This window comes from Micromonospora matsumotoense (genome assembly GCF_050951065.1).
Taxonomy (GTDB): Bacteria; Actinomycetota; Actinomycetes; order Mycobacteriales; family Micromonosporaceae; genus Micromonospora; species Micromonospora matsumotoensis.
This window is the reverse complement of sequence record NZ_CP192025.1, coordinates 7,340,938-7,359,194: the sequence shown is the minus strand read 5'-3', so window position 1 is coordinate 7,359,194 and position 18,257 is coordinate 7,340,938. Positions and strand designations below refer to the sequence as shown.

Annotated in this window: 18 protein-coding genes and 1 pseudogene; 8 read left to right on the top strand and 11 right to left on the bottom strand. The window is 73.6% G+C overall.

The annotated features are described in order from the left end of the window. Positions 1-106: 106 nt before the first annotated feature. Together ACQP1S_RS31680 and ACQP1S_RS31675 are read right to left on the bottom strand one after the other, a co-directional pair. Positions 107-805 (bottom strand): LppU/SCO3897 family protein, encoded by a 699-nt coding sequence (locus ACQP1S_RS31680; RefSeq protein ID WP_432901761.1) that lies wholly within the window; start codon positions 803-805, stop codon positions 107-109. A 1,421-nt stretch (positions 806-2,226) separates the two neighbouring features. After that, on the bottom strand, positions 2,227-2,751 hold the full coding sequence (locus ACQP1S_RS31675) for an LppU/SCO3897 family protein (RefSeq protein ID WP_432908480.1): 525 nt from the start codon (positions 2,749-2,751) through the stop codon (positions 2,227-2,229). Between the two features lie 293 nt (positions 2,752-3,044). On the opposite strand from ACQP1S_RS31675, the gene ACQP1S_RS31670 reads away from it, so the two are divergent. Genes ACQP1S_RS31670 through ACQP1S_RS31660 form a run of 3 tightly spaced genes read left to right on the top strand, consistent with a single transcriptional unit; the run spans position 3,045 to position 4,692 of the window. Then, the gene (locus ACQP1S_RS31670) at positions 3,045-4,019 is read left to right on the top strand and encodes an EamA family transporter (protein ID WP_432901759.1); all 975 of its coding nucleotides are present in this window, start codon (positions 3,045-3,047) and stop codon (positions 4,017-4,019) included. A gap of 11 nt (positions 4,020-4,030) precedes the next feature. Further along, positions 4,031-4,282 carry a hypothetical protein gene (locus ACQP1S_RS31665; RefSeq protein ID WP_432901756.1) on the top strand — a complete coding sequence of 84 codons (252 nt, stop codon included), beginning with the start codon at positions 4,031-4,033 and terminating at the stop codon, positions 4,280-4,282. Continuing rightward, a complete protein-coding gene (locus ACQP1S_RS31660; RefSeq protein WP_432901754.1) occupies positions 4,273-4,692 on the top strand; it encodes a prepilin peptidase in 420 nt (139 codons plus the stop codon). The genes ACQP1S_RS31665 and ACQP1S_RS31660 overlap by 10 nt, the downstream gene beginning before the upstream one ends. 253 nt (positions 4,693-4,945) lie before the next feature. Here the strand turns inward: ACQP1S_RS31660 and ACQP1S_RS31655 are convergent, their stop codons facing one another. From ACQP1S_RS31655 to ACQP1S_RS31635, 5 genes are all read right to left on the bottom strand, one after another. After that, a complete protein-coding gene (locus ACQP1S_RS31655) occupies positions 4,946-8,140 on the bottom strand; it encodes a UvrD-helicase domain-containing protein (RefSeq protein ID WP_432901752.1) in 3,195 nt (1,064 codons plus the stop codon). Positions 8,141-8,267: 127 nt separating this feature from the next. Then, a complete protein-coding gene (locus ACQP1S_RS31650; protein WP_432901750.1) occupies positions 8,268-9,515 on the bottom strand; it encodes a metallophosphoesterase in 1,248 nt (415 codons plus the stop codon). Positions 9,516-9,527: 12 nt separating this feature from the next. Beyond that, on the bottom strand, positions 9,528-9,773 hold the full coding sequence (locus tag ACQP1S_RS31645) for a MoaD/ThiS family protein (protein WP_432901748.1): 246 nt from the start codon (positions 9,771-9,773) through the stop codon (positions 9,528-9,530). Between the two features lies 1 nt (position 9,774). Beyond that, positions 9,775-10,788 (bottom strand): GTP 3',8-cyclase MoaA, encoded by a 1,014-nt coding sequence (gene moaA, locus ACQP1S_RS31640; RefSeq protein WP_432901746.1) that lies wholly within the window; start codon positions 10,786-10,788, stop codon positions 9,775-9,777. Next, positions 10,785-11,699 carry a fructosamine kinase family protein gene (locus ACQP1S_RS31635; RefSeq protein WP_432901744.1) on the bottom strand — a complete coding sequence of 305 codons (915 nt, stop codon included), beginning with the start codon at positions 11,697-11,699 and terminating at the stop codon, positions 10,785-10,787. The genes moaA and ACQP1S_RS31635 overlap by 4 nt, the downstream gene beginning before the upstream one ends. 153 nt (positions 11,700-11,852) lie before the next feature. Between ACQP1S_RS31635 and ACQP1S_RS31630 the strand changes: the two genes are divergently transcribed. Continuing rightward, positions 11,853-12,899, top strand: coding sequence for a DUF4192 domain-containing protein (locus ACQP1S_RS31630; RefSeq protein ID WP_432901742.1), 1,047 nt, complete (start codon positions 11,853-11,855; stop codon positions 12,897-12,899). A gap of 53 nt (positions 12,900-12,952) precedes the next feature. Here ACQP1S_RS31630 and ACQP1S_RS31625 read toward each other — a convergent pair whose 3' ends face one another. The 3 genes from ACQP1S_RS31625 to ACQP1S_RS31615 all read right to left on the bottom strand — a co-directional run bounded on the left by ACQP1S_RS31625 (position 12,953) and on the right by ACQP1S_RS31615 (position 15,049). Then, positions 12,953-13,354, bottom strand: a complete 402-nt coding sequence (locus ACQP1S_RS31625; RefSeq protein ID WP_432901740.1) for a hypothetical protein — start codon at positions 13,352-13,354, stop codon at positions 12,953-12,955. 712 nt (positions 13,355-14,066) lie between these two features. Beyond that, entirely contained in the window at positions 14,067-14,258 is a 192-nt protein-coding gene (locus ACQP1S_RS31620; RefSeq protein WP_432901738.1) for a DUF397 domain-containing protein, read from the bottom strand. Then, on the bottom strand, positions 14,249-15,049 hold the full coding sequence (locus ACQP1S_RS31615) for a helix-turn-helix domain-containing protein (protein WP_363672489.1): 801 nt from the start codon (positions 15,047-15,049) through the stop codon (positions 14,249-14,251). The genes ACQP1S_RS31620 and ACQP1S_RS31615 overlap by 10 nt, the downstream gene beginning before the upstream one ends. A gap of 471 nt (positions 15,050-15,520) precedes the next feature. On the opposite strand from ACQP1S_RS31615, the pseudogene ACQP1S_RS31610 reads away from it, so the two are divergent. Beyond that, positions 15,521-15,713, top strand: a pseudogene (locus ACQP1S_RS31610) (hypothetical protein); the annotation flags it as partial. A gap of 262 nt (positions 15,714-15,975) precedes the next feature. Further along, on the top strand, positions 15,976-16,230 hold the full coding sequence (locus ACQP1S_RS31605; protein ID WP_432901735.1) for a flavin reductase: 255 nt from the start codon (positions 15,976-15,978) through the stop codon (positions 16,228-16,230). Positions 16,231-16,357: 127 nt separating this feature from the next. Here ACQP1S_RS31605 and fdhD read toward each other — a convergent pair whose 3' ends face one another. After that, the gene (gene fdhD, locus ACQP1S_RS31600; protein ID WP_432901732.1) at positions 16,358-17,212 is read right to left on the bottom strand and encodes a formate dehydrogenase accessory sulfurtransferase FdhD; all 855 of its coding nucleotides are present in this window, start codon (positions 17,210-17,212) and stop codon (positions 16,358-16,360) included. An 80-nt stretch (positions 17,213-17,292) separates the two neighbouring features. Here fdhD and mobA point away from each other — a divergent pair, with 80 nt between their 5' ends. Together mobA and ACQP1S_RS31590 are read left to right on the top strand one after the other, a co-directional pair. Next, positions 17,293-17,904: a molybdenum cofactor guanylyltransferase gene (gene mobA / locus ACQP1S_RS31595; protein WP_432901730.1), complete on the top strand. Its 612-nt coding sequence runs from the start codon at positions 17,293-17,295 to the stop codon at positions 17,902-17,904. Beyond that, positions 17,901-18,170: a DUF6457 domain-containing protein gene (locus tag ACQP1S_RS31590; RefSeq protein ID WP_432901726.1), complete on the top strand. Its 270-nt coding sequence runs from the start codon at positions 17,901-17,903 to the stop codon at positions 18,168-18,170. Before mobA ends, ACQP1S_RS31590 begins: the two co-directional genes overlap by 4 nt. Positions 18,171-18,257: the final 87 nt, after the last annotated feature.

The window sequence follows — 18,257 nt, the reverse complement described above, 5'->3', positions numbered from 1 at the left end:
GCGTAGACGGGGCTACCGGCGTGTTGCCGGTCCGGGCCGGTTGCGGCTCTCGACACGAATATGGGGCTGTCTAGCATCCACGCTAGACAGCCCCATATTTGCCTGATCAGTTGCGTTTGCGCAGGCAGAGCACGTAGTCGAAGAGGTCCACCGAGTTGTCGTGCACGTAGTTGGCGTTCGACTCCGGTGCCAACGACTTGCACCGCTCCCCGTTGGTGGAGGCGGGAATCCGCAGCAGCACCTCGTACGTGTTCGGCCCGCACGGCACCTTGCGCAGGTCGGCGTCGCTGGCCGTACCGTCGTTGACCACGCAGTCGCCCCGGACGATCTGCTCCGCCCGGGTCGGCGTCGGGGTCGGCTCGGCCGTCGTCGGTTCCAGGGTCGGCTCGGCCGGCTCCGTTGACTCGGTCGGCCCGTTCTCCGTCGGCGCGGCGGACACGCTCGCCGTCGGTGCCGGGTCGTCACTGTCACTCGACGCCAGGACGAACCAGCCGCCCACCGCGAGGCACGGGCAGAGCAGCAGGACCACCACCAGCCCGATGATCAGTGCGATCCGGCCGCCCCGACCCTTTGCCGGCGGTGCGGCCGGGGGCGGAAAGCCCGGCGTGGGCTGTCCCGGATACCCCGGCGGCGGCGGGGCCTGGCCCGGAAAGCCGGATGACGACGCCGACTGCCCCGGGAAGCCGGATGACGACGCCGACTGCCCCGGGAAGCCGGGTGCCGGTGCGGCCTGCCCCGAGTAGCCGGGCGGTGCGGCCTGGCCGGCGAAACCGACCGGTGGCGGTGACGCCGGTGCGCCGAACACGCCGGCTGCCGGTGCGGCGGTCGGCCCGGCGGGCGGGAAGGGACCCGGTGGCGGGTAGCCGGCCCCCGAGGACGGCACCGGTGCGCCCGTCGGCGGGAGGTAGGTGTCCGGTGGCGGGTAGCCCGCCCCGGAGGACGGCGGTGGATAGCCCGCCCCGGAGGACGGCGGTGGATAGCCCGCTCCGGAGGACGGTGGCGGGTAGTCAGCCCCCGCTGCCGGCATCTGGGTGGTCGGCGAGTATCCCCCGCCCGACGCCGGCAGCTGCGTGGTGGGCGAGTATCCGCCGCCCGACGCGGGCAGCTGCGTGGTGGCCGGCTGCCCGGCTCCCGACACCGGCAGTCGGGTGGTCGGCGGCTCCGGTGGCGTGGAGATCGGGGCGGTCGGTGGTTCGGCGGCGAAGGGCGCCGTCGGCGGCTCGGCCGGGCCGGCCCAGATCGGTGCGGTCGGCGGCTCCGGCGGGCCGGCCGAGATGGGTGCGGTCGGGGGTTCCGGCGGGCCGGCCGAGATGGGTGCGGTCGGGGGTTCTGGCGCGGCGGCTGAGAATGGTGCGGTCGGGGGCTCTGGTGCGGCGGCCCAGATCGGTGCGGTTGGGGGTTCTGGCGCGGCGGCTGAGAATGGTGCGGTTGGGGGTTCTGGCGCGGCGGCCGAGATCGGTGCCGTCGGAGGCTCCGGCGCGGCGGCTGAGAATGGTGCGGTCGGGGGTTCTGGAGCGGCGGCCGAGATGGGTGCCGTCGGAGGCTCCGGCGCGGACGTGGCCATCGGTGTGGTGGGCGGCTCTTCCGTACTCGGAATGGGTGCCGTGGCCGGCTCGCCCGCCTCCCGCGACACGGGCACCGTCGGTGGATCGGCGTCTTCCGACGGGATCGGTGCGGTCGGTGGCTCGACGTCTCCCGGCCGGATCGGTGCGGTGGCCGGCTCGTCCGGGCCGGCATCGGGTTCGGCCGGCCGGGCGGAGATGGGGGCGGTCGGTTGGTCGTCCGGGCCACCCGGAAGGTGCGCGGTCACCGGTTCCTCGGCAGCGACCGGGGCAGGCGCGGAGATCGGCGCGGTCGGCGTCTCGTCGACCGGATGCGGGCCGGCCGGCGGGATGACGGCGGTCGCCGGTTCCTCGGCGGCGTCCGGAGCCGCCGGGGAGATCGGGGCCGTCGGCTTTTCGTCCTGGTCGCGGACGAGGGGAGCCGTCGGCGGCTCGTCCGATCCGCCCGGGATCGGGGCCGTCGGTGGTTCCGGCTCCGACGGAATTCCCACGGTGGGTGGCTCCGGCTCGGCGCGGACGATGGGCTTCGTGGGTGGCTCGGGGTCGGGGTGCGCGAGGGGCGCGGTGGGTGGCTCAGGGTCGGGGTTCGGGGGCCGGTGTCCCTCGTCGGGGCGGCCGGAGTCGGGTGGGCCGAAGGTTGACAATCTCTCCCCCAGGGGTGGGCTCAGCGCTGCTTCAGGCAGAGGACGAAGTCGAGGGTGTCCAGCTCGCTGTCGAAGAAGTACCAGTTGGTGTAGCCCTCCACCTTGCCGCACTTCGCCTCGGCGTCCCTTTCACCACTGGTCGCCCCGTCGAAACGACGTAACACCTCGTACGTCCTCGGGGCGCACTCGGTGATCAGTAGCTTGGGCTTGCCGCCGGCCGGGCCCTCGTTGCGGACGCACTGCCCCGCCTTGACGAAGCGCGGGTCGGCCGACGAGGCGGGAGCGGGGGTGGTGGCTGTCGGCCCGGCCGGGTCGGCGGTGGTCGCGTCCGGCTCGACCGGTGCCGTCGGCAGTGCGGCACCGGTCGTGGTCGACGGCTCGTCGTCGTCGCCCAGCAGGTACCACAGGGTGCCACCGCCGACGACCAGCACCGCGAGCACGACCAGCACCGTGACCAGCGGACCCCGACCCGACGGCGGGTTACCCGGGTACGCGAGCGGCCCGCTCGGCGGATACTGCTCGGTCGGCCCGTACTGCTCCGGCAGGGACTCCGTCGACCCGAATGCCGGATAGCGCTGCGCCGGCCCGTACGGCTCCGACGGGAACTGGTCGTACGACGGATGGTGGGGCTGCCCACCCGCTGGCTGAACTGGCACGGTCGGTGGGTGGGGCTGATCCGGGGCGGGCTGCCGCCACTGGTCGTCCGGGCGTCGTCCACCCCACGGGTCCGGGGAACCGCCCGGTGGTCCGTAGTTCGCCATGCCCGTCCTCCCGCGTGCCGAGATGCCGGTCATCCGGAAGGACGCCACCGACGTGGTCACCGTAGCGTGGTCCCGCGATGACCTCACCTTCCTCGGCCGCGACACCCGCCCGACCAGCCCTGATCTGGACCGCACTGATCCTGGTCTACGTGCTGTGGGGTTCCACGTACCTCGGTATCCGGGTCGTGGTGGAGTCGATGCCGCCGCTCGGCTCGGCCGCCACCCGCTTCGGTGGCGCCGCGCTGGTGCTGGCGGTGGTCCTGCGGCTGCGGCGGGGTAGGGGCGCGCTGCGGGTCGACCGCCGGCAGCTCGGCTCGGCCGCAGTGGTCGGGGTGCTGCTGCTCGCCGGCGGCAACGGCCTGGTGGTGCTCGCCGAGTCCGGCCCGCCCGGTGTGGCGGTGCCCTCGGGGATCGCCGCGCTGCTGGTGGCCACCGTCCCGCTGCTGGTGGTGCTGCTCCGTACGGTCACCGGGGACCGCCCGCCGGGGTGGACGTTCGCCGGCGTGACGGTGGGCTTTCTCGGGCTGCTGCTGCTGGTGCTCCCCCGGGGCGGGACGGGGGTGGTGCCGCTGGTCGGGGCGTTGACCGTGGTCGCGGCGGCCACCTGCTGGTCGGTGGGGTCGTTCCTGTCCAACCGGCTGCGGATGCCCGCCGACCCGTTCGTCGCCACCGTCTACGAGATGGTCGCCGGGGCGGTGGCGCTCGCCGTGCTGTCCCTGGCCCGGGGCGAACTGCGCGGGTTCTCCCCGGCGCAGGTGACGACCCGTTCCTGGCTCGCCCTGGCGTACCTGCTGGTGGCGGGGTCGTTGGTCGCCTTCACCGCGTACGTCTGGCTGCTGGCCCACGCGCCCATCTCACTGGTCTCCACCTACGCCTACGTGAACCCGGTGGTGGCGGTGGCGCTCGGCGCGCTGCTGGTCGCCGAGCCGATCACCGGCCAGGTGCTGATCGGCGGCGCGGTGATCGTGGCCGGCGTGGCGGTGGTGGTGACCACCGAGCGGGCCCGGCGGACCGCCGGCGACGGGGCAGCCGCCGTGCTGTCCCGGCGGTAGCGTCGAGGGCCGTGCCCGTCGGCCCGGTGACCGCCTCCGCGCTGCTCGGCGTCCTGGCCGGTCTCGCCGCACCCCGGGTCGCCCGCGCTTTCCCACCCCGTACCCCGCCGGTCGGGGCCTCGGCTCCTGCGCCGGTCGGGGTCGCGGCTCCTGCGCGGGTCGGGGTCGCGGTGGTGGGGGCGGTGGTCTGCGGCGGGTTGGCCGCCGCGCGGGGCCGGAGCCGGCGCTGCCGGCGTTCCTGCTGGTGGCGGCCGTGGGGCTGACGTTGGCGGTGGTGGACCTGACCAGCCTGCGGCTGCCCGACCCGCTGGTCGGCGCGGCGGCGCTCGGCGGTGGCACCGCGCTGACCGTCGCGGCCGTCGTCACCGGCACGCCCGGTCGACTGGCGCTCGCGCTGGCCGGGGCCGCGCTCTCCCTCCTGCTGTACGTGGTGCTGGCGCTGCTGCCCCGGTCCCGGCTCGGCTTCGGTGACGTGAAGCTGGCGGCGGTGCTCGGGCTGCCGTTGGGCTGGCTGGGCTGGCCCACCCTCTGGCTCGGCCTGCTCCTGCCGCACCTGTTCAACGGGGTGCTGGTGCTGGCGCTGCTGGCCGCCCGCCGGGTACGCCGGGACACCGCCCTGCCGTTCGGCCCGGCCCTGCTCGCCGGCACCTGGCTGGCCATCCTCCTAGCCTGACCCACCCCACCCACCCCACCCACCCCACCCACCCCACCCACCCACCCCTCACCCTTCGCCTGCCCCCACCCCACCCGAGACCGACGCATCGGCATGATCGGCATAGATCTTGGAAGATTTCGGCCCTCCAAGGGGCCATTCCCCACCAAGATCTACCCGTCACCCGCGTGATTCGTCACCCGCAACGACCTGCCGGCGACCAGCGGCACCACGACGAAGACCAGCGGCGGCATCAGCTCGACGGGCCCGTCAGTCAGATCAGGCGGAGCTGGCGGTCCTTGGGGCGGCGCGGCTCGGCCTCGCCGAACCGTTCGAACAGCCCCGGGTCGACGACGTCCAGGAACGGCGACGGTCGGCAGTCGCGTTCGGTGCCGTGCCGGACCCGGCGGGCGGCGTGGCTGACATAGAGCCGGTCCTGGGCGCGGGTCAACCCGACGAAGAAGAGCCGGCGCTCCTCGGCGATCGCGTCGTCGTCGGGCGTCGAGCCGGGCCAGCGCAGCGGCAGCAGGCCGTCCTCGACGCCGACCAGGAAGACCACCGGGAACTCCAGCCCCTTCGCCGCGTGCAGGGTGAGCAGGGTCACCGCCTCGGCGCGCGGGTCCAGCGCGTCCACCTCGGCCCCGGTGGCGAGCTGGGAGAGGAAGAGTTCCAGGTCGTCGCCGCAGCGCCGGGCCAGCGGGGTGAGCAGGTCGACGGCCGTACGCACGTCCTCGGGGCGGACGGTGCCGGCGGCGTCCAGGGTGGGGGCGGCGAACCGTTCGGCGAGCACCTGGCCGGCGAGCCGGACCCGGGCGGGCAGCCCACCGGCGAGACCGTCGGCGTGCCGCAGCTCCCGGGCGATCGCGAGGACGCCGGGCCGGTCCCGGAGCCGGTCGTGGGACCGTTTCTGCACCGGGATGTTGGCCCTGGACAGCGCGTCCACGATCGGGGCGGCCTGCGCGTCGGTGCGGTAGAGCACCGCGATGTCGGAGAAGGACAGGGTGGTGGCCCGGCCGTCGATGCGCCCCGAGTCCAGCGAGCGGTGGGAGAGCCCGCCGACCAGGTCGTCGACGGTGCGTACCACGAAATCGGCCTCGTCGGCGACGGACGCCGCCGGGTAGCGGCCGACCAGCGGGGCTTCCGGGTCGAGCCGGGCCGGGTCGAGCCGGCGGCCCCGGACCAGCGACGACGGCGCGATGGCCTGGACGGCGGCGGCCAGGATCGGCGCGGACGAGCGGTAGTTGCGGTTGAGCCGGACCAGCCGGGCGTCGGTGAAGTCCTCGGAGAAGCGCAGGAAGTAGCCGACGTCGGCACCCCGGAACGAGTAGATCGCCTGGTCCGGGTCGCCGATCGCGCAGAGGTTGCCGTCGGCGGGGCTGAGCAGCCGCAGCAGGTCGTACTGGACGGGGTCGACGTCCTGGTACTCGTCGACGAAGATCCACCGCCAGCGTTCCCGGTAGTCCCGGACCAGCTTCTTGTCGCCCTTGAGCAGCGCGACCGGCAGGGTCAGCAACTCGTCCAGGTCGACCAGGTCCTGCTTGCGCAGCAGTGCCGTGTAGCGGGCCGGGTCGTCGCCGGCCTCCGCCCGCGCCGCCGCACGTTCGGCATCGTCGGCGATCCGGAAACCCGCCGGCAGGCCGGCCGCCCCGGCGTTCTCCCGCAGGATGCTCAGCCCGAGCGAGTGGAAGGTGCCGACGGTGACGTCCTCGGCGACCGGGCCGAGCAGCCCGTCGAGCCGGTGCCGCAGCTCCTCGGCGGCCCGCCGGGTGAAGGTGATCGCCAGGCACTGCTCGGGGAAGACGTTCAGCTCCGCGCAGAGGTAGGCGATCCGGTGGGTCAGCGTCCGGGTCTTGCCGGTGCCCGGCCCGGCCACGATCAGCAGCGGGCCGCCCGGCGCGGAGGCGGCCACCCGCTGCATGGCGTCCAACCGGTCCAGCAGGCCGGTGCCGACCTCTTCCATCCCGGCGAGCATCGGTTCGAACGGCTCGTGCGGCGACGGCGTCGAGGCGATCGGCGGTGGCGGCGGGGTCGGCGCGGGCTTCGGCTTCGGTTCGGCCTTCGCCGCCGCCGGTCGCCGGGCCTTCGGTATCGCCGCCGGCTCCGTCGGCCTGCGCTGCGCCGGCACCGGTACGTCGAAGAGCGTCTCCTGTCCCGACCCACCGGCCCCGGGCAGCTCGGCGGGGTCGAAGAGGGTGATCACGCCGTACTCGCCGTCGTAGCCGGGCATCCGGCGCACGTCGCCCCGGCGCAGTCGGCCGATGCCCTCGGCGAGCAACTCCCCGCCGACCCGGCCGATCTCGTCGACCGGGGTACGGGTCAGGATCTCCAGCTCCGGGCCGAGCGCCGCGACCAGCTCGTTGAGCTTCCCCTCGACCTTCTTGGACCGGGGCCCCACCTTGTTGATCTCACCGAGGATCTCGGCCAGCGGCACCAGGTGGGTCACCTCGCGGGCGTGCTCCGGTCGGTGCCCGTCCGGCCGGTCGGCCAGCTCCTCGACCCGGCTCAGCACCCCCACGGTCAGCGGTTTGCCGCACTCCGGGCAGCGCCCGCCGGCCGCCCGGGTCTGCTCCGGCGACCAGTTGACGCCGCAGAGCCGGTGCCCGTCGGCGTGGTACTTGCCCTCCTCGGGGAAGAACTCGATCGTCCCGGCCAGCCCGTCACCGGTACGCAGCGCGTCCCGGATGGCGAAGTAGTCGCGGGCCGAGGAGAAGACGGTGGCCTCCCGGGCCAGGGCCGGCGGGGAGTGCGCGTCGGAGTTGGAGACCAGCCGGTAGCGGTCCAGGCTGCCGACCCGCCAGTTCATCGCCGGGTCGGAGGAGAGCCCGGTCTCCACCGCGAAGACGTGCTCGGCCAGGTCGGCGTAGCAGTCGGCGATCGCGTCGAAGCCGGACTTCGAGCCGAGCGCGGAGAACCACGGCGTCCAGATGTGCGCCGGCACCAGGTAGCCGTCTCCGCTGGCGTCGAGGGTGATCTCCAGCAGGTCCCGGGAGTCCAGGCCCAGGATCGGCCGGCCGTCCGAGCCGAGGTTACCGATCCGGCCCAGCGCGGTGTTGAACCGGGCCACCGCGTCCAGGTCGGGCAGGTAGATCAGGTGGTGCACCTTGCGGGTCCGGTCGTCCCGCTTGTAGATGGTGGAGATCTCCACGCTCAGCATGAACCGGACCGGGTCCGCCTCCGCCGCGTCGGCCAGCCGGGGCGGCAGTCGCCGGGCGATGTCCGCCTCGGCCTCCGGGCCGAGCCGGTACAGGCCGGGCTCGGCCGGTTGCAGGGTTTCCCGCAGGTGGTCGTACCAGGCGGGATGGGTGAAGTCCCCGGTGCCGAGCACCCCGATGCCCTTGCGTCGGGCCCACCAACCGAGGTTGGGCAGGGTGAGATCGCGGCTGCACGCGCGGGAGTACTTCGAGTGGATGTGCAGGTCCGCGACGAACGGCGGGACGCCACCAGGGGGAGCGGCGTTGAACGGAGGCACGCCGCATCCTGTCACGGCTGGTCCACTACCCGCCTGCCGCCACGCGTACGCGTGAGGAGAGCAATCCGGTGCTGGACTCCACCCGCCGGACGCGGTATGAGCGGGGTTTTCCGTCCATCCGGGCAGGTCACGGGGCGCGCAGCTCCACCAGGGTCACCTGCGGCGGCGCACCGACGCGGACCGGTGGGCCCCAGAAACCGGCCCCGTTGGTGACGTAGACCTTGGTGCCGTCGACCTCGCCGAGGCCGGAGACCACCGGCTGCTGGAGCTTGACGGCCAGGTTGAACGGGGCCAGCTGGCCGCCGTGGGTGTGCCCGGACAGTTGCAGGTCGACGCCGAACTTCGCCGCCTCGCGGGCGGCGATCGGCTGGTGGGCGAGCAGCACCACCGGGCGGCTGACGTCCCGGCCGCCGAGCGCGGCGGTGAAGTCGGCAGGGCCGGCGACGCCGGTGCCGTCGGCGGTGACGTCGTTGATCCCGGCCAGGTCGAGCACCCCGCCCCGGGCCCGGATCTCCTGCCGTTCGTTCTGGAGCACCCGCAGGCCCAGCCGGTCGACCTCGCGGACCCACTCCTCCACGCCGGAGTAGTACTCGTGGTTGCCGGTGACGAAGAAGCTGCCGTAGCGGGAACGCAGGTCACGCAGCGGCTCGGCGGCCTCGCCCAACTCGGCGACCGAGCCGTCGACCAGGTCACCGACGACCGCGACCAGGTCGGCGTCCAACCGGTTGATCATCTCGACGATCCGCTCGGTGTGCATCCGACCGCGCAACGGACCGAGGTGGATGTCCGAGACGGTGGCGATGCGCAGCCCGTCCATGCTGCGGGGGAGCTTCGCCAGCGGGATGCGTACCCGGTCGATCTGTGGTGGTCCCAGCGCGGTGCGGACCCCGTACCCGGTGATGCCGGCGGCGGTGAGCCCGGCGAAGATCGCCGCCCCCCGGGCGAGCAGCAACCGGCGGGATTCGTCGTGGTCGGGCCGGTCCACCGCCTCGGCGGCCGGCGGGTCGGCGCTGCCGGCCGCCCCGACCAGCGCCGGTTCCGGGGCGGCCGTGGTCGCCTCGGCGGCGGCGCTGCGGCGACGCAGCACCAGCCGGGTCACCGCCATCGGCACTTCCAGCACCAGCAGCACGATCAGCAGGTAGAACATCACCGCGAGCCAGAGGTAACCCGGCCAGGCCAACCAGAACGCCCCGGCCACCTGGGTGCCGGTCATCGTGGCCGGGACGAGCACCGCCAGCAGCACCGCGACGACCGTGCCGACCCGCCGCAGCCGCCCCGGGCCGGTGGTGTCCTTGACCAGCCGCTTCCACAGGTAGAAGTGGATCAGGCCGACGACCAGCGCGAGTGTGCCCACGAACCCCAGAATCGCCAACACGGCAGCCCTTCCTCAGCCGCCCGCGAAGGGAGGCAGCACGTCGATCGTGGCCCCGGCCGGCAACGGCGTCTGCCGATCATGGCAGGCCACCCCGTCGACCAGGAAGCTCGCCACCTGGAGCACCGCGGCCAGCCGGGGGCCGTGCCGGTGGGCGAGTTCACCGAGCAGTTCGTCCAACGACTGCCCCGCAGGTGCGGTCTCCTCGCTGCGGCCGGCGGCGGCCCGTGCCCCGGCGAAGTACCGGACGGTGAGGTCCACCTCAGCCGCCGATCGCCGACATGGGCCGGACGGGTTGCAGGAACGTCGGGTCGTCGATGCCGTGCCCGGCCCGCTTGACCACCGTGGCGGCCTGCCAGCGCCGGGCCAGTTCGGTGTCGTCCGCGCCGGCCCGCAACGCGCCGCGCAGGTCGGACTCCTCGGTGGCGAACAGGCAGTTGCGGATCTGGCCGTCGGCGGTGAGCCGGGTCCGGTCGCAGTCGCCGCAGAACGGCCGGGTCACCGAGCCGATCACCCCGACCCGGGCCGGGCCGCCGTCGACCAGCCAGGTCTCGGCCGGGGCGGCACCCCGCGCGGCCGGGTCGGCGGTGAGCGGGAACTCGGCGGCCAGTGACGCCAGGATCTCGTCGGCGGTGACCATCGTGGCCCGGTCCCAGCCGTGCTGGGCGTCCAGCGGCATCTGCTCGATGAACCGCAGCTCGTAGCCGTGGTCGAGGGCGAACCGCAGCAACGCTGGTGCCTCGTCGTCGTTCACCCCGCGCATCAGCACCGAGTTGACCTTGACCGGGGTGAGCCCGGCGGCGGCGGCCCCGGCCAGCCCGGCGAGCACGTCGCCCAGCCGGTCCCGCCGGGTCAACGCGGCGAACCGGGCCGCGTCCAGGGTGTCCAGCGACACGTTCACCCGGTCCAGCCCGGCGTCGCGCAGCGCCGGGGCGAGCCGGTCCAGCCCGAGGCCGTTGGTGGTCACCGAGATCCGGGGCCGGGGGGTGAGCGCGGCCACGGCGGCGACGATGCCGACCAACCCCGGCCGGATCAGCGGCTCGCCGCCGGTGAACCGCACCTCGGTCACCCCGAGCCGCTGCACCGCGACCCGGACCAGCCGGACGATCTCCTGGTCGGTGAGCAACTGCGGCCCGGCCAGCCAGGGCAGCCCCTCCGCCGGCATGCAGTAGGTGCAGCGCAGGTTGCACTTGTCGGTCAGCGACACACGCAGGTCCCGGGCGATCCGGCCGTACCGGTCGACGAGGACGCCGGCGGTCGTCGGGGCGGCGGTCACCCGTCGACCGTAGCGCGGCCGACGCCCCGCAGCGCCGCTCGGGCGGCACCGACGACCGCATCGCGGTACGCCCCACCGAACAGCGCGGTGTGCACGAGCAGCAGGTGCAGCTGGTGCAGCGGGACCCGTTCGGGCCAGCCGTCGACGAGCGGCCACGCCTCCCGGTAGCCGGCTATGATCCGGTCGTGGTGCGGCGGACCGCCGAAGAGCGCCAGTTGGGCCAGGTCCGTCTCCCGGTGCCCGCCGTGCGCCGCCGGGTCCACCAGCCACACCCGGTCGTCCGCGCCCCAGAGCAGGTTGCCCGGCCACAGGTCGCCGTGCACCCGGGCCGGCGGCTCGTCGCCGCCGAACTCGCCGACCCGCGCCACCACCTGCTCCACCAGCGCGGCGTCCGCGCCGTCGAGCGCACCGCCGTCGACCGACATCCGCAGGTACGGCAGGAGCCGCCGCCGGGCGAACCAGTCTGGCCACGGACCGTCGTCCGGGGTGTTGTCCTGCGAAAGCGTGCCGATGAACCCGGGCCAGGCCGCCCCGAACCCGGCCGCACCGGCCCGGTGGGTGTCGGCCAGCTCCCGACCGAACCGCTCGGCCGCCCCGGGCGTCGGCTCGCCGGGGTCGACCCAGTCGAGCGCCAGCAGCCCCGGCAGCGCCACCACCACCTCCGGTACGGCCAGCGCGCCGGCCTCGCGCAGCCAGCGCAGCCCGGCGGCCTCGGTGTCGAAGAAGCCCTCCGGCACCGGCCGGCCGGCCCGCTCCGGCCAGGTCTTGGTGAAGACCGAGTGGCCGTCGTCCAGGGTCAACCGGGAGGCCGCACAGCTGTCCCCACCGGCCACCGGGGTCTCCCGGATGCGCTGGTGGGTCAGGAAGGTGGGCAGGTGCTCCGGGTGCGCCCGCAGGTACGCCAGGTCCATCAGCGCAAGGTAGCCGCTCCCGCCGACCCCGGTGGGCCGTGTGACCTCCGAAATCGCGGCTACGTGCGCAAATACTCTCCGTATCTGTGGATAAGTCGCGTGTCGTCCACAGGGCCTGTCGAGGGCATTCCCGCCCGCCGCAGGCTGCCGGACATGAACGCGACCGACCGCCCCCGGCTCACCGTCCGCTCCCCCGCCGACCTGATCACCGCCGTGCCGTACCTGATCGGTTTCCATCCCACCGACAGCATCGTGGTGGTGGCGATGCGGGGCCGGCGGATCGTCTTCGCCGCCCGTGCCGACCTGCCCGAACCGGGCGCCGACCCGACGCTGCCGGCGCGACATCTCGGCGACGTCATCGGCCGGCAGGACGCCGAATCCACCACCGTCATCGGCTTCGGCCCGCCCGAACGGGTCACCCCGACGGTGGACGCCGTCCGGTCGGCGCTGGTCGCCATCGGGCTGCCCGTGCTCGACGCGCTGCGCGTCACGGATCGCCGCTACTGGTCGTACCTCTGCGAAGCGCCGGACTGCTGCCCACCCGACGGCACCCCGTACGACCCGGACGTCAGCCAGGTCGCCGCCGCCGCGGTCTACGCCGGTCAGGTGGCGCTCCCCGACCGGGCGGCGCTCACCGCCCAGGTCGCCCCCGCCGAGGGGATCGACCGGGTCGCGCTGCGCCGGGCCGGCGACCGGGCCGAACGACGCCTGCTCCAACAGTTGGAAGCGGCCCCCGCCACCGACGAGTTCGGCGAACGGACGATCCGGAAGTCCGGCGTGGCAGCGGTACGGCAGGCGCAGCGCCGGCACCGACGCGGTGAGCGGCTCACCGACGACGAGGTGGCCTGGCTGACCCTGCTCCTGACCCACCTGCCGGTACGCGACCACGCGTGGGAACGCACCGACGGGCGCGAGGAGGACATCACCTTCTGGAGCGAGGTGCTGCGCCGCACCGAGGAGGAGTTGGCCCCCGCCCCGGCCTGCCTGCTCGCCTTCGCCGCCTGGCGGGCCGGCCAGGGCGCGCTTGCCGCCGTGGCGCTGGAGCGGGCGCTGACTATCCGCCCCGACTACACCCTCGCCCAGATCCTCGACGACCTGCTCCGGCGCGGTGTGCCACCGTCCGACCTGGACGGCTGGCCGGCCGTGACCGAACCGGGAGTGCTGCGCCCCCGCCGTCGCCGTCCCCGCCGCCGTCGCTGACCGGTTGGGCCTTCGGGCGGCACCTGGGGGGTGGCTTCGCGGGCGGTGGGTGCTCAACGCCGGGCCGGACGGTGCTGACCACGCCGTTGCGGCGGCGCGTGGGAGGCGCGCATGGTCCAGGGCCGGGTCTGCAGGACGGTGAGCACCTGGCACCGCGAGCCGATCCAGGCCCCGGTAGCGGGACACGTCCAGCAGTCCAGGACGCGACCAGGATCGAGGTACCAGCGGGGCTCTCGGTAGGTTCGGGTGGACCAGGCGGTCAACTGTTGGTGCATGGCGTTGCGGATCAGCACCTCGACGTGGCCCAGCGTGACCCAGAAAGCGCCGCTCATGATGGCGTTCCATTCGTACAGCGCCACCGCCTGGTCAAGATCGCCACCGACTGCGGCCTGGTAGGTGCCCAGTCGTTCGGCAGAGAACCGTTGCCGCAATAGCTGTGCTGTCGCCTCGGACACGCATCCCACTCCACAGACAGGGGCCAGTGCCCGGATTGTCGCGCGCCAGCACAGCGTAGGGCGTGGACCGCCTCCGGCACGCCAGGCGTGCGGAGGTAAGGGCGGGAAATATGAATGGCACCCACCCGACCGGGTGGGTGCCATTCATATTCTGAAGCCAGAACTCTGGTGGCCCCGAAGGCGCCCAGAGCGTTCGTGTTCGATCCTACTACAGACGTCGGCACCCGGCGGTGCCAAGAGTTGCCTGACACTTGCCATCAGTGGCTACCGACGTTCGGCGCACCAGCCTGCGCTTCCCGCCGGCCTGGGAGTGCTCTGCGCCGCCCTCGTGGCCACTCCCGTCGATGGTCGACTGCGTCTTCGAGCGGCGGCCGGGTCGGTGCGCGGGCTGCGGCGGGTCGGGGGTGCAGTAGCCGGTCGGCGGAGAGGACCGACGTGGGAGGGGTGACGGCAGGTCACGTTCGGTGAGGGTGCTCGGGGCATGTGTTCCCTCAGGTGAGTATGCCCAGCAGTCATATTCATGCCTGAGGGGCATGAGGCTGTCGGCGGGACGTTGTCAGGTCGACCCGGTCAACGCCGAGCGGGAAGGCCGGCCGCCGCGTTGGTCCACCGGCCGAGGGCGGGTCAACCAGGTGTGGGCCTGCCAGCTGGCCCTCCACGCGAAGCGCCTGCCCCGAGTCCCCGGGGCAGGCGCTTCGTCAGGGCAGATCGGTCAGGCGCGATCGGCCAACCCGGTGACGAACGTGCGCCATGAGGGCGACGCGAACGTCAGGGCCGGCCCGTCCGGGTCCTTGGAGTCGCGGACCGCGACCGCACCGGGAAGATTGTCGGCAACCTCGACACAGTTTCCACCGCTGGTGCCACTTCGGGTGGACTTGCGCCACTGCGCGTCAGTCAGGTCCATTGGCCTGCTACTCCCATGATCAGATTTAACGACTGCCGTCGTGGCAGCGCCTCGTTTCGGATGCTCTCCCACCGTTCGAAGAGCGTAGCCAGGTCTGCCGGCTGGCTCACCACATCGCCGCCCAACTGGCTTTCGAGGTGTCCTATCCAGCCGCCGTCACCCATGTGCGCGAGCGACAGTGGACCGGAAAGCCCGGCGTAGAGACCAACTTCGGCAGGCACGACGTGGATGCTGATATTCGGTCGTTCCGCACAAGCTACAAGGTGGTTGATTTGCTCGGCCATCAGTTTCTCGAAGCCCTCACCGGCACGGTGGACCGCGCTACCGTCAATCACCGCGACAAGCTGTGGTGGGTCATCTCGGCCCAGGACATGTTGTCGTTCAATGCGTCCTGCCACCCGGCGATCCACTTCGCTATCAGTCAGACGCGGATCGAGCCGCAGCACCGCGCGGGCGTATGCCTCGGTTTGCAACAGGCCGGGGATCAGGTTCGGCTCGAAGTACCTGAGTTGGGTCGCGTTGCGTTCGGCGTCGAGCCACGGCAGAAACCACGACGGGGTGCCGAGCTTGCTCACCAGGCGCTCGAAGAGTCCGCCGGTGCTGAGCGCCCGGTCGGCCCCCTTGATGAAGTCCAGAGTCAGGGCCCGCGTGCCACCCTCGACGGCACTCACGTGCGACGCACTGAAACCGGCACCCCGTCCGAACGCCTCCTGCGTCATGCCGGCGGCACCCCGAGCCCGACGAATCTCGGCAACGACGAAATCGGCGAGCGGATCTGGTACGTCAGCCATGCACAGCGCCCCAATCTGAAGATCGACTATTCACGCCGCCACCTCTTCGGCGGCTCCACGTCCAGCTCTGCCCGGACGCCCGTCGCACCTTTCGAGCCTAATGGTCTCCACATCAGAGTGTCACCAGGGCGGCGCAGTCGGTAGTTGTCGAGAGCTGGCGACGGCGTCTGCCGGAGGGGCCGTCCCGGGGGAGGGCGGGACGGCCCCTCCTCCACGTCGACGGAGAGGGGACACCGTGCCCAGGGAGAAGCCGAAGCCCGACAAGAGCCCGAAGCCTGCGCCCAGTCCGAAGCCCGCGCCCAGCCCGGAGCCCGCGCCCAGCCCCGAGCCCGCGCCGGACCCCGGGCCGCCCGCGCGCCCGATCGTGCCCGGGCCGATCGGGCCGATCGTTCCGCCGTACCGGGGGCCGGGGCGGATGACCGGCATCGTGCCGACGCACCGGTGGGCGGTCAGCCGGAACCAGGGGCCACGGTGACCGCGCCGGAGGTCAGGTCGGGAGAGGTGCTGCACCTGTCGCGCGCCGCCAGCGTGCAGTTCATCCGGCCGATCACCGTCCGGGTCATCCGGGTGCTGACCGACTGGCACACGTACGACGGTTGGGTGTGGATCGACGCGTACCAGCTGAATGCCGTCGGCGACGCGGTGCGGCGGCGGACCCTGTTCATCATGCCGGCGGGCGCGCGCCGGCTCACCCCGCAGCCCGGCCCGACGACTCCCGATGCCAGGCCAGCTGCCCCGCAGCGCCGGGCGACGATCCCACGGCCCGCGACGGCCGACGCGCAGCGACGGACGACGCCACCACGACCCGGGATGATGTCGCCGCAGCCGGACCGGCAGGGTGGGGCGACGACCTCGCGGCGGGCGGCGACGGCCCCCCAGGGCACTCGGGCCGGTCGGGGGCGGGAGCGCAGGTCGGCGGGGACGCCGTGACCGGGCCGCTGCCCAGCCGGCACACGCCGCTGCGGCCGATCTGGCTGTGCCGGGTCGATGCGAACCCGTGGCCGTGCGGGGAGGCGAAACTCGCCCTCCTCGCCAGGTATGACGGCGACCGGCCCGGCCTGCTCGCCCTGCTGGCCAGGTTGTCGGCGGAGGCGACCGAACACCTGACGCAGCTCGACAACGGTCGCCAGATCGACGTGACCGACCGCTTCCTCACCTGGGCCCGCCCGCCGGACCGCTGACCCTTCTCCTCCCAGTCGACGTGACGCCGCCGGAACCGGCAGCGGTCGCCGGTGGATTGTGGAGAGTTGTTGCGGCCCTGGCGACAAGAAGTCTCCACAATCCACCGGCGACCGAGGCAGGGCCGGTTCAGGGTGTGACGCGGTGCGTGCCGGTGTAGACGTTCATCGTCCGGCCGCGCAGGAAACCCACCAGGGTCAGCCCCGCCTCGTCGGCCAGCTCGACGGCGAGGGTGCTCGGCGCGGAGACCGCCGCCAGCAGCGGCAACCCGGCCATCCAGGCCTTCTGGGTCAGTTCGAAGCTCGCCCGGCCGGACACCAGCAGCAGGTGCCCGGCGAGCGGCAGCCGCCGTTGCCGGACCGCCCAGCCGATCACCTTGTCCACGGCGTTGTGCCGGCCGACGTCCTCACGCAGCACCACCAACTCGCCGTCGGGGGTGAACAGGCCCGCCGCGTGCAGGCCACCGGTGCGGTCGAAGGCGCGCTGCGCCGCCCGCAGCCGGTCCGGCAGCTCCGCCAGCAGCTTCGCCGGCACGCTGAGCGGGTCGTCCGCGACGGTGAAGCGGGACCGGGTACGCACCGCGTCGATGCTGGCCTTGCCGCACACCCCACAGGAGCTGGTCGTGTAGAAGTTGCGCGTCGGGTCGGTCGCCGGTGCCGGCACGCCGGGGGCGAGCACCACGTCGACCACGTTGTACGTGTTGGGCGTCTCCACCCCGGAGCAGAGCTGGGCGGTGTGCACGTCGGCGTCGCTGCGGATCAGCCCTTCGGTCAGCAGGAAGCCGATGGCCAGGTCGAGGTCGTCTCCGGGGGTACGCATGGTCACCGCCAGCGGCCGGCGTCGACCCGGCCCGCCCGGGCCGACCCGGATCTCCAGCGGTTCCTCCACGGCGAGCGTGTCCGGCCGGCGCAGCGCCACCCGGGCGTCGTCCGCCGCGTCGAGGTCGATCCGGAGCACGCTCCGCCGGTCAGTGGCCCGTCCCATCCCGCCATCCTGCCCCGCCCACCCGATCCACCGCACGGCGACGGCCCCGCACAGGTGGGCCGGGCGGCTACCGTGACCGGATGACGGCGTACGCGGCGGTGGTGCTGGCCGGTGGGGCGGCCCGCCGGATGGGCGGGCGGGACAAGCCGGCGGTGCCGGTGCACGGGCGGTCGATGCGCGACCGGGTGCTCGCCGCCGTCGCCGATGCCGTACCCCGGGTGCTGGTCGGGCCGGGCGGGTCGCTGCCGGCCGACGTGCTGGTGACCCGGGAGGAGCCGGCGGGTGGTGGTCCGGTGGCCGCGACGGCGGCCGGACTGGCCCTGCTCCACCCGGGTACGACGGTGGTCGCCCTGCTCGCCGCCGACCTGCCGCTGCTCACCCGCCCGGCCGTCGGCGTGCTGCTCGACGCGCTCGCCGCCGAGTCCGGCCCGGGGGCGTCGGACGGCATCTGCCTCCTCGACGACCGGGGGCGGCGGCAGCCGTTGTGCGGGGTGTGGCGGGTGCCGCCGTTACGCGCCGCGCTGGACCGCACGGCCGCCCGGCGGGCCGGGGCGCTGGCCGGGGCGTCGATGCGGGAACTCCTGAGTGAGCTGACCGTGCGCGAGCTGGCCTGGTCCGCTGCCGGCCCGCCACCGTGGTTCGACTGCGACACTGACTCCGACGTACGCCGGGCGGAGGAGTGGACGCGATGACCGTGCTGGACGACTGGGTGACGGCGGTCTGCGCCGAGTTGGGTCTCGACCCGGCCGAGGTGTCGGTGCCGACCGTGCTGGACCTGGCCAGGGACGTCGCCCACCAGGTGGTGCGGCCGGGCGCGCCGGTCACCGCGTACCTGCTGGGGGTGGCGGTCGGGCGGGGCGCGGACCCGGCTGCGGCGGCGGCCCGGCTCAGCGGACTGGCCGCCGAATGGCCGGTCGAGCTGGGCGGAGAACGCCCCGACGGTCCCGCCGTGCCCTGATCGGCGCGTGCTGGTCGGGTCGGCGGGCGCGGTGTCCGATGCCGGTCGCGGTGGATTCGTTCTCCGGCCCGCCTGGGTAGGGTGACC

What these genes read in the sequence shown, in the direction of transcription:
- ACQP1S_RS31635 (WP_432901744.1), bottom strand. Translation starts at nt 11,699, where the DNA reads ATGGACCTGGCGTACCTGCGGGCGCACCCGGAGCACCTGCCCACCTTC.
- ACQP1S_RS31620 (WP_432901738.1), bottom strand. Translation starts at nt 14,258, where the DNA reads ATGGACCTGACTGACGCGCAGTGGCGCAAGTCCACCCGAAGTGGCACC.
- ACQP1S_RS31630 (WP_432901742.1), top strand. Translation starts at nt 11,853, where the DNA reads ATGAACGCGACCGACCGCCCCCGGCTCACCGTCCGCTCCCCCGCCGAC.
- ACQP1S_RS31615 (WP_363672489.1), bottom strand. Translation starts at nt 15,049, where the DNA reads ATGGCTGACGTACCAGATCCGCTCGCCGATTTCGTCGTTGCCGAGATT.
- ACQP1S_RS31590 (WP_432901726.1), top strand. Translation starts at nt 17,901, where the DNA reads ATGACCGTGCTGGACGACTGGGTGACGGCGGTCTGCGCCGAGTTGGGT.
- fdhD (WP_432901732.1), bottom strand. Translation starts at nt 17,212, where the DNA reads ATGGGACGGGCCACTGACCGGCGGAGCGTGCTCCGGATCGACCTCGAC.
- ACQP1S_RS31670 (WP_432901759.1), top strand. Translation starts at nt 3,045, where the DNA reads ATGACCTCACCTTCCTCGGCCGCGACACCCGCCCGACCAGCCCTGATC.
- mobA (WP_432901730.1), top strand. Translation starts at nt 17,293, where the DNA reads ATGACGGCGTACGCGGCGGTGGTGCTGGCCGGTGGGGCGGCCCGCCGG.